The organism is Marinobacter sp. MDS2, assembly GCF_030718085.1.
Classification (GTDB): domain Bacteria; phylum Pseudomonadota; class Gammaproteobacteria; order Pseudomonadales; family Oleiphilaceae; genus Marinobacter.
The window spans coordinates 389,794-402,664 of record NZ_JAVAJF010000001.1; the positions used below are offsets into that span (position 1 = coordinate 389,794).

The 12,871-nt window shown below is 62.8% G+C and carries 10 protein-coding genes; all 10 read right to left on the reverse strand.

From position 1 onward, the window contains the following. Positions 1-5: 5 nt before the first annotated feature. A complete protein-coding gene (locus tag Q9245_RS01780) occupies positions 6-3,470 on the reverse strand; it encodes a hypothetical protein (RefSeq protein ID WP_305895551.1) in 3,465 nt (1,154 codons plus the stop codon). After that, positions 3,470-5,086, reverse strand: a complete 1,617-nt coding sequence (locus Q9245_RS01785) for a hypothetical protein (protein WP_305895552.1) — start codon at positions 5,084-5,086, stop codon at positions 3,470-3,472. The genes Q9245_RS01780 and Q9245_RS01785 overlap by 1 nt, the downstream gene beginning before the upstream one ends. Before the next feature lie 12 nt (positions 5,087-5,098). Then, entirely contained in the window at positions 5,099-5,656 is a 558-nt protein-coding gene (locus Q9245_RS01790; RefSeq protein ID WP_305895553.1) for a hypothetical protein, read from the reverse strand. A 3-nt stretch (positions 5,657-5,659) separates the two neighbouring features. Further along, the gene (locus Q9245_RS01795) at positions 5,660-6,346 is read right to left on the reverse strand and encodes a DUF6682 family protein (protein ID WP_305895554.1); all 687 of its coding nucleotides are present in this window, start codon (positions 6,344-6,346) and stop codon (positions 5,660-5,662) included. 3 nt (positions 6,347-6,349) lie between these two features. After that, on the reverse strand, positions 6,350-6,727 hold the full coding sequence (locus Q9245_RS01800; protein WP_305895555.1) for a hypothetical protein: 378 nt from the start codon (positions 6,725-6,727) through the stop codon (positions 6,350-6,352). A 55-nt stretch (positions 6,728-6,782) separates the two neighbouring features. Beyond that, positions 6,783-7,724 (reverse strand): P22 phage major capsid protein family protein, encoded by a 942-nt coding sequence (locus Q9245_RS01805; RefSeq protein WP_305895556.1) that lies wholly within the window; start codon positions 7,722-7,724, stop codon positions 6,783-6,785. A 39-nt stretch (positions 7,725-7,763) separates the two neighbouring features. Then, positions 7,764-8,696 carry a hypothetical protein gene (locus Q9245_RS01810; RefSeq protein ID WP_305895557.1) on the reverse strand — a complete coding sequence of 311 codons (933 nt, stop codon included), beginning with the start codon at positions 8,694-8,696 and terminating at the stop codon, positions 7,764-7,766. 237 nt (positions 8,697-8,933) lie between these two features. After that, entirely contained in the window at positions 8,934-11,213 is a 2,280-nt protein-coding gene (locus tag Q9245_RS01815; protein WP_305895558.1) for a hypothetical protein, read from the reverse strand. Beyond that, the gene (locus tag Q9245_RS01820) at positions 11,206-11,601 is read right to left on the reverse strand and encodes a hypothetical protein (protein ID WP_305895559.1); all 396 of its coding nucleotides are present in this window, start codon (positions 11,599-11,601) and stop codon (positions 11,206-11,208) included. The genes Q9245_RS01815 and Q9245_RS01820 overlap by 8 nt, the downstream gene beginning before the upstream one ends. A gap of 8 nt (positions 11,602-11,609) precedes the next feature. Beyond that, positions 11,610-12,860 (reverse strand): terminase, encoded by a 1,251-nt coding sequence (locus Q9245_RS01825; protein ID WP_305895560.1) that lies wholly within the window; start codon positions 12,858-12,860, stop codon positions 11,610-11,612. Between the last annotated feature and the right edge of the window lie 11 nt (positions 12,861-12,871).

Here is a 12,871-nt window from a genome sequence, read left to right on the forward strand (position 1 = left end):
ACCAGTTACCTCCGCAACCCTATGCCAGCAATGAACGCAATGTAGCGATGTATATCGTTGAATGAATTGCGGTGAACCTCAATGCGCACTAAAGCGTTGTCCGGCAAGTGCTCTAACAAAGATGTTGTCTCGTAGTACGCCGAGGCTGCGCTGTCCGGCACGTCGAATGCGATGTACCCTAGCTGGGTTGACCCATACATTACGCGGACAGACCAAGTGGTGGGGTTGTTGTTGTTGTACGTGAACCCTTTGCAGCCGAACACGAGCAACACTGGAAAGTTCCCGGACTGGTAATGTCTCACCCTTAGAGAAACGAGGGTCGCCCACCCTCCGCCACTAGGCCTTGGGGGTATGTACCAAGACGGGTTTTTAGCTTGGAGGGGCACAGTGACCGCATTACCTTTGATCTGCAACGTATCCACATACGCATCGCCGGTGTAAATCTTGTTGCCGTTGATGAGGGTGGAGCCGGCGCGGGTCCATTCGTTTGACCGCTTGCCGACGTGGGAAACGTAGGGGTCTTCACCCCCGCCGCCCGCGCCGTACAACTCCCATTCGTAGCCGTGGTTGCCGGCGTTGGCGGTGCTGCCGTTCATCCACACCCGGACATAACGGGTGAATTTGCCAATAGGTGTGATCGTAGGGAATTCAAAGCCGGCCTGGTAGCCGCCAAATTCAACCCGGGAGAACTCAAACCCTGTGGCCGGGCCTCCGTCGGCGGGACCAGAACCTAAAACGTACTCCCACGTCACGCCGTCGCTCGACACCGAAACCGCCATGTAATACTTTCGCCCATCCAGCGCGTAGAAAAACATCCGGCTTTCGCTGACAAAAATTTCCTCGCCTAAATCCGCTTGCAAATATTGAACGCCAGCAGGAAGTTCCCAATAATTCCCCGAAATGGCCCGCACACCGTCGTTCAGGTAATGCGCGTTAGTCATGCCGACGGAATACGACAGCGTGGCCTGGCCGTTGCGAATGAAGTTGCCGGGCGCAAAGCTGCGGTACTGCACCACCCCGCCGATCTGCACTTGGTCGGAGATGTAGCCGGTTTCCATTTCCACGTGACCGCGAACCGTCACGTTGTTGAACTCCGCCGTGCCGTCTTTGGCGATGCGCCAGCCCTGCGAGCCGGACGTAAACGGTACGGAGCGCACTTCGTTGCCGATGTTCAGCTCCCAGATGTCGGCAATGTCGATCTTGGCGCCATTCACTGCCAGATTGGCAATCTTGGCGCGGGTCACCGTCAGGTCTTTGAGCATCCCAGCTTCAACGTACAACTGCGGGATGTACGCCGGCACGTTGATGGCAAAGCGTTTCTGGCCCTCGACCTGCGCGTAGCCGAACACGAACTGGGTGTTGCGTAGCGCAGCCATGCTCGGGTAATTGGTCTGCGGGTTGAACGCCGTGATCGACTGGCCGCGGTCGATGAAGTACACCGCGTCCGAGGCCACCACCAACTCGCTGGTTGCGCCGTCGTTCATCAGCCCGATGCCGGCCACGTAGCCGTCCACGTCCAGTTTCAAGGTGTACTTCGACTGGATGGACTGCACCTCCCCTTGCAGGTCAGTGACCACCTGCACTTCGGCTTTTTGTTGCAGCGCCGAGGTGTGGTCGCCCACCGTGGTAGACAGGCTGGTGACGTTCTGCGCAGTGGCCAGAATATCCTGTTCGTTGGTTTCCACCCGCGTGGTGAGCTGGTTCAGCGCCTGCGCGTTGCCGTCCACGTCCAGATTGTCCACGTCGGTGCGCAGCTGGGTGAGCGAGCTGTTGTGGGCCACCAGCGTGTCTTCGGTTTGCACCACCCGGTTGTCGAGCAGTTGCAGCGCGTCGGCGTTGGCCGTCACGTTACCGTCGGTGATCGCCAGTGAGTTGGTCAAACTGGTCAGCTGGGTACTTTGAGAGGAAATGTCCCCTTCGGCAGCCGTCACCCGGGTGTCGAGGCTACTGATCGCCCCGGCGTTGGCGGTTACGTTGCCGTTGGTAGCTGTCAGGTCGTTCTGCAGCTGGGTGATGTCCGTCGAGTGCGACGTAATCACTCCGTTGATGCTGCTGACATCGGTCTGCAGGGATTGAATGGCGTTGGCGTTGGTGGTTACGTTGCCGTCGGTGGTCGCCAGACTGTTTTGCAACGTGGTGATGTCGCCGGAGGCCGCTGTGATGTTGTTCTCTGCGGTGGTCACTCGGGTGGACAGCGCCGAATTGGCGTTGGCGTTGGCGGTGATGTCGCCCTGCGCCGTGGCCATGTCCGATTCCAGCAGGGTGATGTCGGTGGCCTGCGCGGTGATGTCGTTTTCAGTCTGGGTGACCCGGGTATCCAGCGCCGCCACCGCCGCCGAGTTGGCCGACACGGTGTCCGCCAGCGTTTCGTAATCCGGGCGCGCCGTATAATACGTGGCGTTCGGCGGCGTGGCGTTCGGCGGTGTTTGCGTGGCCACCACTTCGTACACCACGTTGTCGTGTCGAAACAGCTCCCCGATGGCGTAGTTGGTGTTGGCGTCAAACGCCGATACCGTCAGGTCGTTGAGCGTGGTTTGCAGCGCGGTGATCTCGCCGGCCTGGGCCGAGAGGCTGGTTTCCGTCGCAACGACGCGGGTATCCAGCGACGCATACGCGTCCGCATTGGCAATGATGTCCAGCTCGGCGTTGGCCAGCGAGGCGCCGAGGTTGGTGAACTGGTTGTTGTGATCGACCAGCTCCCCTTCCGCCGCCGCGATTCGAGGACCGTAGTCGTCCAGTAACCCCTGCATGGTCGGCAACTGAATGGCGTGGTTGCCCACCGTAGTTTCCAGCGACGGGATGCGCAATCCATGATCGTCCAGCGTTTGCTGGATGGTCGGGATGGACTGGATCGGCGTCAACAGCTCGTTGGCCAGTTCGCTCTCGCCAATCAGCCCCGCAATCTGCTCGATGATGTACTCGGGCGACAGAATGGTGGTCACCGGCGTGCCGGCGGTGGCGTTGGTCGGGCCTTCAACGTCGCTCGTTGAGGTGAAGGTGATCCAGTAGTAATAGGTCTTCTGCGCGGTGTCGGCTCGCACGTTGTCGATGTAGAACATGCCCGGCTCTTGGCCGATGCGCACGGCGTTCGCAAAGTTGTCCGACTCGGCGCGGTAGATGTTCGTCAGCGCGTGGTTGCCGTAAAGCCCTTGCGGCGCATCCCACGTCAGGAACACCTCGCCGTCAAACGCGGCCACCGCCTCAAAGCCCACCGGCTGGGGCGGCGTGCTCAGGTCTGGCACGCCAGAGCCCGGCTGCAAACCGCCCGGCCCCGACAACGACGCGCCGGGGCGCAAGCGGCCAATGCCGCTGTCCAACAGGTCGCGCAGGGTCAGCTTCCGATCCAGCGGGTCGCCCCGGACGCCCTCACCGGTTTCGATGATTTCCGCAATCGCGGTGACCAGCGGGCGCAGCTCGGCGGCAACCTTGGGCGATACCGGCGGCAGGGTGCGGCGGCGTTTAGCTGTCATCAAACAAGCTCCACAGGGCTGGTGGCGAGTTGCACAGAACGAATCTCCGAGGTGGCTTGCAGCTCAATTTCCCATTCTCGGCGCAGCGCAAACCCGGCTGGCATCCGGAACATCGCCCCCGACGGGATGGCAAAATCCAGCACGGTCAGGCCATCGGCGTACACCAGCAGGCGCACCGGGTAGCTGTCCGCGATGATCTGGCCGCACGTAAAGGCAGCCGAGCCCGGCGGCAGCTCGTGCACGCGGGAGCGCCAGGTGTACGCCAGCGGCGCACCCTCCCCCCATTGCGTGATGTTGGCACCTTGAATCAGGTACAGAATGTCCTCGGCCACGTCGTAGTAGCCGCCGCTGGCCTGCACCTCAAAGAATTCGATGCCGGCGCCGGGCGTGAACCGAAACGAGCCGCCGTCGTAAAAGCCCAGGTACGCGCCGTCGTGGCGATACCCGTGCAAGGTTTTCGGTGACAGTGCTTGCCACTGCTCGCGGGTCAGCGTGGTGTTGGTGATGACTTGCGCCTCGGAGCCGCCGATGGCCACCAGGCCGTCGTACCCGGCGTACAAGGCGTAACCGCCCATGTCCACCATGGAGCGCTTGGCAATGCACGGCTGGTTCACGTCCAGCTCCATCTGCGCCATGGCTTCAGGCGACGAACCGGTGACCAGCCACGGCTGGCCCGTGGTGGTGACCACCAGCCCACCGCTGACGGCGGCAATGGCCACAATGGGGTCGTCAAACGCCAGCTGATAGCCGGTAGGCCACGCGTGCGGCAAGTAGGCTTCGGAGAACGCCAGGGTGTTGCCGAAAAAGCCCGCCAAGATGCCGCCGGGCAACAGCGTCAGCCCGGTCATCGACGGGCCCGGTCCGTCCCAGAACGTGCTGGCCAGCGCTAGCCCCAGGTTTTCGGACAAGGTGGTATCGGAGACGCTTGCGGTTGCGGCGGTGACTTCGGCCGCCAGCTGGTACACGCCCCCGCTCTCGGCGCGGTACAGCCGTTTCTTGGTGATGTTGTGATCGCCCGGCGGGACCGGCGGCAGTGCCACGTCCAGATGCCCCGAGGGCGGCGCACCGCTGACATCATCCCAGCGCATCGCGGTGCCAGACGGGTCTGAGGGCGGCCCTTCTTCGCCGTACTCGGTCACCATGGTCACCACGTAGACCACCTCAACCGCCGTATCCGGTATTTCGCTTCGACCGGCGGGCACGCTGACAATGGGCGACGACGAGGGCGCCGGCACCCCCAAGTCGTACCAGTTGGACGGGTACGGCCCGCTGCCACTTGTCGCAATCGCCAGAGTGCTCATCTTGGGTGCGCCTTGGCCGGTCCAGTACACCCGCGCGTAGGCGTCGTTGGCCACTGGGGAGCGCACCACGTCAATGTCGTACTCGGCCCCCCATGAGAACCAGTGCCCCGCTCCGGCGTTGCCTTGGTCGTACCGCCACAGGTTGGCCGGGTTGATCGTTGCCGGCAGCTGTCCGGCCGCCAGCGTGTCGCGCTGGGGGCGCAGTGTACCGCGACGCAAATCCAGATTGCGCGCCACCTGCGCGTTGTTCTCGGGCAACAGCCGGGGGTCGAGGATCGGAATTTCCCCTCGGAACGCTGCGTGCTGTAGCTTCATGCGCACACCTTGTTAGATGAAAGGGCGAGGGCGAACGCGGGCACCGCCGCGAGCGTGGCCGAGCGTGGCCGCCTGTTTGGCGTCGTGAACGCCGGCCCGGTACTGCGTGTGGTAGTGCGCCGCCAGGGCGGGGTCTTTCCACGGCTGCGGCATCATCAGCAAGCGCCAGCGTGCGCCGTTGCCAATCGGGTCGGCCCAGTCGTTCAGCAGCGACTCCGGCAGCGGCTCGGTGGTGGTCGGACGGCACGCCAGTTCGCCGGTCAGGCTGTCTCGGTCCGGCTGGCGCAGCATTTCAACGCGCCCCGGCTCGGGTTGCCGGTAATCCGCCCCCAGGCGCAGCACGCGATCCCCGGCTTTCAGGGAGCGAATGCGCAAGGGCTCGGCCCCCTCCGGCACAATCAGTTGCGGGTAATGGCTCCGGGCGGCCACCACGACATAGCCGCGATGCACCCACGCGTCCGCGGCCTGACACAACTCTCGGGCCATGCGTTTGAGCTGGTCGCGCACGGTGGCGCGGGGCGCGCCCGGGATGTCCAGCAGCACTTGGTCAATCAGTTCGTCCTGCGTCATGCGTTATCTCCCCGGGGGATTGGCCGAAGTGTCCGGGCTGTTGGGTGAGGCCATCTGATCGGCCTGCGCCTTGCCGGTGAGCTGGGACAGGTATTGATTGAGGTGCAGCTGCGCCCGGTTCAGGTTGGTGCCGGTCTGCGCGTCCTTGCTGAAGGCGCGGTACAGCAGGTAATCCACGGCGGCGGGCACGTAGGCATCGCTTAGCCGAAACGACTCCTGACCGAACACGCTGTAATCCTGCGCGGTGTCGTGGGCGTCCGGCACCTTGGCGTACAGAATCTCAATCGCAGCGCCTGCGGCCGCCGGCGGGTACACGTAAAAGTGGCGCGGGTCCAGCTCGTCGAACACGAAGCGTTCAATCGCCGTGGTCGCCTCATCGCTGTGCCAGGTGCGCCGCACGGTGTCCAGTTCCCGGCGCGTGGCCACAAACACCGGCGGCATCGCGCCGACCGTGTTGCGAATCACGTCCAGCAAGCGCTCGCCGCCCGCCGGAATCGACTGCTTGGTGCCGGCAACCAGTTGCAGTTCCTCGTTCACCGTAGACACAGACGGCTTCATGGCCACCGCTGCCACGTAGAATTCGTTGAGCCAGTCGCCCAGCTCCGCATTGGTCCAGCGAATGCCCTCTGCGCCGATTTCCTGCAGAATGCGCTTCGCCCGATCCATCAGCACCGCAACGGTGACGGCCATGGTTTACCCCACTTCTTCCATGTGACTGTACTTCGCCATGTCCGGCGTCCACGGCAGCGTTCGGCCCGTGCGCTTGTTGCGCCCCAGCTTGCCTTTGTAGCCCGTCGAAGGCGCTGGTTCGGCAACCTGCGGGGCGGGAGCTTGAGGCTCGGGATCGGCTTCAGGGGCGGCGTCCGCAATCGCCTCGCCCGCCACGTCCGGCTCGGGTTCGTCGAGGTTCTCGGTCTGACGCTGTTCGGCCAGCAGCAACAATTTCGCGCGCAGCGCGTCCTTGGTTTCGCGCTTATCCACATCAATGCCCAGGTGCTCGATGCCCAGCGCTTCCAAGTCGTCCTTGGTGCGCGCCTTGGCGATCTTGTCGATCAGTGTTGTCGTGTCCATGGGTGCTCTCCGTTAGAAGCAAGAAAGCCGCCCCGTAGGGCGGCTCTCAGGTGGGTTAGCCGGCCTGCGCGTACAGGTGGCCGATGGCGTTGGGGTCGATGACCTTGCGGCCAAAGACGTTCAGGCCGCGCACCAACTGACCGAAGTCGTTTGGATTTGGCAGCGTGTCCATTTCCGTCATCTGGCTGGCGAAGGTCAGCGCCTTCTTGTGGCCAAAGATGATGTTGGTGCACTGCTTCGCCGTGGTGCCGTCCACAACCTTGCTCATGTTGTTGTTGACGTACACGGTGAAGCGGTCGAGCATGCCGATCTTTCCGTTTCGGAACGCCGAGGTGGCGTCGCCCATGATGCTGGCGTCGCGCAGATCGGACTTCTTGAGCATGCCGTTCATCCACGCCGGCAGCATGATGTACCGATTCTCGTCCGGTACGTTCTGCTCATCGAGGACGGTGCCGCAATCCACCAACACGTCCAGAATGTTGGCCTTGGTGATGGACACGGGCGCACCGGCGGCACCCAGGTTGATGTTGCCCGACTCCACACCGGCGGCTGCGCCCGCGTTTTCGGCGGCCACTTCCGTGTACGCATACGCGCTGATGTTCTTGTCGATGGCGATCTTCATCTGCTGACCGGCGTCGTCGGACCAGTTGTTCATCAGTTTGATGTCCGCCTGGTGCTCGTCCACGTTGTTCACTTCAAAGCTGAACGACTTGGCCTGGTCAATCTGCAGCTCGACCTTGCTGCTGACCGGCTTCTCATACGTCAGACCGCCGCCCACTTCGTAATCGTTGATGACGATGCTCGGGGTGGTGCGAATCTGAACCGAATCGCCGTGCGCCTTAATCGCGCCTTCGTAGTCGGTGTTGGCCACCTCTGCGAACGCGGTGCGCGCGTACAGCTTCTCGATCATCTTGCCGCTCCACACCGACGGGATAAAGCCCGAGGCGCTGGTGCTGGAATAATCTGGGTGCCCTACGGCACGGGTTGGACCTGCCATGATAATTACCTCTCAATCATGAGTGCCCTGGCCGCTCCGTCATCGGATGCGGCCTTCTTTTTGGGCAAGGAATATGTCGGCTTCCAGCCGCTCGCCCTCGTCCGCGCTCAGTTTTCCCTGCGATTTGTCCTGATAGAACTGCTTGATTTCCGCACCTGTCCAGATTTTCGCGCCTTGGGGCGCTTGGGCGTTGGTGCGGCTCACTTGCGGGTCGATCTGGTCTTCCGGGATCTGAGGCTGTTGAGGGGCTGGCCGGCTGTTCTTGAAGGCGTTAAAAATCTTCGCCACCTCGTCGGCATCCAGTGCTTGTTGCGCGGCGGTGAGTGCGTCCTGGCGCCGCTCTCCGGTCTGAGGATCAAATTGGGCAAGGAAGGTGTGGAACGCGGGATCGGCGTTCACGTCTTTCCAGTCGGGCACCAGCTCCGGCAAAACCGCCCAGAACGACGCCTGGCTTTTTTGCTGGTCCCGTTCTTCGAGCTGGCGCAGCTTGCTTTCCAACTCGTCCACCTTCGATGACGCGTTCGCCGGGGCGGCTTTGCTGTCGATCATTTGCTGCACGAACGACACAAAATCCTCGCCAAACTCGTCTTTGCCCGCCTGAATCTGCTCGTCGGTCAGACCGCCCGGGTTGTTGGTCGGCGCGGTCGTCCGCTCCGCCAGCTGGCGATCTTTCTCTTCAAGCTGCGTGGTCAGGCGCTTGATCTCGTCACGCAGCGCAGGCACCTCTTTGGCGTACTTGCCGTTGATGACGTTGAAGCGGTGTTCCCAGTAGCTTTCCGAGCGCGGGGGCTCGTCGGCGGGGGAGCGCTTGTCGTCGTCGGCGTTCGACTCGGGGGCTGCGGGTTGCGCGTCAGTCTCCGGTGCAACAGGCGCGTCGGGAGCCGGGGCGGTTTCCTCGGGGTTCTCGACGGGCTCAAAGTGGCGCTGTGCGTCTTCGATCTGTTGCTGGATGGACTTCGGTAGTGATGACATTTCAACTCCTGTGCGCTTCATTGCGCGGTGAGCCGGATAACCCGGGGTTCACGATTAAGGGTCACGGATTCAGGTGCCAGTGGCCGCTGGCACTGAGCGTTCGCCCACAAAAAAACCGCCTCCCATTGCTGGTGAAGCGGCTTTTGTGTGAGGCCCGACGAATCGGGCGTTGGTCAGTTGCGGGTAAAGCGTTTTTCGATTACCTCGCGGGCGTTTTCAAGCTGCTCGGCCAGGCTCTTATACGCCTCCGCGTGGCCCTGCAGGCGGCCCGTACCCAGCGGGTTGTCCGCCATTTCCAGCTTGTCCCGGCATTCCTCTCGGAGCCGTCGCAGCAGGGTTAGCAGGTGCTGGCCATCCGGCGTGCTGGCGATTCGGGCCAGCGCTTTCCAGTCGTGCTCGTTCATGCTGTCCGCCTTGCATCATGTTCAGAATCTCGGCCAGCATCTTGCGGGCCTCCAACGGGGTCAGGGTTTGTGTGCGCTGCGCCTCAGCCCGCGTTTCATCGACTTCGGCCATGGCTTTCTCGGCTTCGGCCGACTTCTCCTGCGCCTCGGCCTGCTTGATGATGCGGTCCAGCTCCTGCATCATCTGCCCCGTCTCGTTCTGCGCGGCCATGTTCTTTTCCATCTCGTCTTCGGACGGAATGGCACCGGGCAAATCCAGCTTCTCAGCAATGGACGCCAGCAGTTTGCGCCGGCCTTCTTGGCCGATGATGCCCATATCAATCGGGTTGGCGGTCATCTGCAGGAATTGCGAGCGCATCTGGTGCGTCTGCTCACGAATCAGCATGGCCGACGAACCGCGCGGGATGACGCTCACATCGCCCTTAATGCTTTGGTCGTCGCTGTACTGCATGTTGTGCAGCCACAGCGCCTCGATCACGCGGCGAATCACGCCCCGGTCGATGTGGCGAATGGCGTCCTTGATGCCCTTGTTGGCGCTCTCCATCAGCATGGACAGGCCGGTGGCTGTGCTGCCGGCCCCGCCCACGCGCTCGTTGCCGTAGGTGTAGCGCGGAATGTTGGTGGCGTCGTCGGCGCGAATCTCAAACTTCTCGTACACCGCCAGCAGCTCGGCGGCGTTGCTCGTGGGCTGGTAAAAGCGCACCGCCGGGTTGTTGCCGGTCACGTTGGAGTCTTTGGTGCGCCACACCTTCCACGGGTACATCTCGGTGGGGTCTTCGGTCGGGTCCAGTCGGTCTTCGTACACCTCCACCTGCGGGCCGGACGAAATGGCCAGGTTGTTCACCAGGCTTCGGGCGGTGGCGTTGCACACGTCCTGAATGTCGGCCATCAGCTCGGGAATGCCCATGCCCCAGAACGAGCCGGGGATCGGCTGAAAGCTGGCCTTGTGGTACGGGCGACGCTCCAACGGGTCGCGGTTGAACTTGACGCGAATCACATGCTGGCCGATCAGCGTGGCTTCCACCTCGTACTCGGCCAGCGGGTCGTCCACTTCGCTCGGATCCACCCCCCACTGCAGCAGGCTGGTGCCCTGCGCCCCGCCGCAATAAATCAGGGCGTCGATGGTCTGGCCGCGGGTCAGCCATTCGTGTCCGCGCCCTTCCAGCTCGGCCCGTTCACCGTCGGTCCACAGCCAGTCGCGCAGGCCGGTCTGGCCGTGCTCGCTCAACACTTCGCGGATCGCGTCGGCGTTGTACGACGGCACGCCGATCAGTTTGTTCAGGTGGGCGCGGGTCATCCGGGCGCGCTCGATGATGTACGCCCCGTCGTCGATGCTGGTGGCGTCCGGGCTGGGGTACATATCGAACGGGCTGACGCGATACCACTCCGGCTTGATCTCTTTGGTTTTGACGGCCTTCCAGCCGGCTTGCCACGCCAAGGCCGACACGCGGCGCAAGTTGTGCCCGCGAATGAACGCGGCGGGGTAGGTGGCAAAGTCGTCGATAAACGCTTCCAGCGCGTCGTCCCACTCGCCCTCGGCCAGCTGGTCGGCAATCAGCTCTTCGTGCCGCTCGGCGGCCTCCTGCGCTTTTTCCTGAACCGCGTGGCGAATGTGCGCCTCGGCAGCGGTCATCAGTTGTTGCGGGTCGGGCTGCTCGCCCGATTGCTGGGCTTCCATCAGCGCCCGCTGCATGAATTGCTGGAACACCGGCTGCACGAATTCAGGCGGCAGGTCGGCAATCGGCGTCGGGCTCAAGCCCCACGGTTTCTCGCTGGCCGGCATCAGAATGTCGCGCACCCACGACGCGGCGGCCCGGCATTTGGTGGCCGTCAGCATCATGTAAATGGCGCTGCCGCCCTCCCCTTTGATGGCCGACAGCTTGCTCGGGTCGTACTCGCCCTTCCGGCGGCGCAGGCAATCCAGCAGGCGCTGTTCCACCTCCTGTTTGGCCATCTTGGCTTCTTCCCAAGAACGCCGAATGTGCGAGGCCAGCGAGCTTTCAAACACGGCGGTGCGGCGCGCCTCGGCATCGGCCAGACGTTGCGCCTCCTGAAGCTCATCGTCGCGCAACTCGGCGGCAGATCGGTACTGCATCAGGCCAAGACTAGCCATTCGCGGCAACCCCTTGTGTCAATGCGTGATAGAGGGCAGCGTTGCTCTCTCGGCGGGTGTGGCGACGACGGTGCGCGTCCTGAATGATGCCGTTCAGTTGCTTGAACAGCCCTTGCACGCACTCCACCGGCGCGGCTTCAAACTCTCTCAAGCTCACGTTCAAGGTCACACCGTAACCGCCGCGAATCGCAAACTGCAGGCGCACGCCGGGGTGCCGGTCGGTGACCTTGGCCTCGAACAGAATCGGGTCGATCTGGATGCCGTTTACGTCGTTCCGGAACCGCTCACCCACCTCGACCAGTCCGCTTTTGGAGACGGCCTGCGCCAGCACAACCGCCACCTCTCGTTGCGTCAGACTGACCGGCTTGTTGGTTTCGAGAATTGCCATGCGTGCTCCTACGTGTGTGCGGCCCAGTTGCCTCGACGGGCGACTGGGCGGGCCATTCGATTGGGGCGAACGACCGAATCAATCGGGTGAAACGTCAATGCCAGACTGTCCGCCTTATCGGGCGACGGTATGCCGCGCGATTTCATATCCTTTTTGGACTCCATCTGAATGCGCAGCTTCTTGTCGTAGCCGTACTCGATGCTGGTGAGGTCGTCCTTGAGTTCGCGGTCGCCGGCGGGCAGGTCGGCGTCCTTGAGCCAGATTTTGATTTGCCCCCACAGCCACGCGCGAATGTTGACGAACTCCGCCGGTGCCGGAGCGGTGCCAGCGGGCTGAACGTCGATCACCGGCAACTTAAACCGCTTGAGCTGATCGACCACGCCGCCGCCCACACCGGGGCCGTCAACACAGATTGCGGCCACGCCGCCTTTGTCGAGGTACAGGTCGCGCACTTTGTCCGCCACCTCGATGGTGTCCAGCCCTCGATAGGCGTACTGATAGTGAATCTTTGGCCCTTGGCGCAGCGTAATCACCGACTGGTCGTTGCCGAATCGCGCCACGTCCACGCCCATAATCAGCGGGTAATGCGCAAACACCCGAGGGTCCTGGGTGCGCTCTTGCGCCTCCGTCACCTCTTCGTCTGAAATGAACTGGCTTTCAGATACCCTCGGGAACTCGCCGCGCACCCGCACTCGGAAGAAATCCGAGTCTTCGCCATAGTCTTCGCGCCACTGCTCAATCTCGGTTTTGTTGGTCATGCGACAAGTGCGCGAATCCACCTGTCGCGTATTCCAGCGATGGCGCATGCCTCGGAAGCATTCGCGGAAACGGCCGGTGTTGCGCACCGGGTTGCCGTACACGAACCAGAACGCCCCCGGGGTCGTCATGGCTCCTTCGGTGACCTCCCAGATCACGTCCGCCACGGTACTGGCTTCGTCGTAGATCACCAGCACGTCTTCGGCGTGCAAGCCGGCGAACGAATCCGAATTGTTCTCACTCCACGCAATCGCCGTCACGCCCCACGTTTCAGGGCTCTCAATGGCGTAGAAACGGGTGGCCGTCCAGTTGAACCAGTGCTTGTTGATCGCGCGCTGATGCCAGACCGACAACTCCCGCCAGGTCGTGCTGTTCAGCTGCGCCTGCGTACCGGCCGTGATGCGTCCGGCACAGTGCGGGCGGGTGCTGCAGAACCAGAGAATGATCCACGCGGTTTCGGCCGATTTGCCGATGCCGTGACCGGACGTGGTGGCGTCTCGCATCGCAAGCGGCT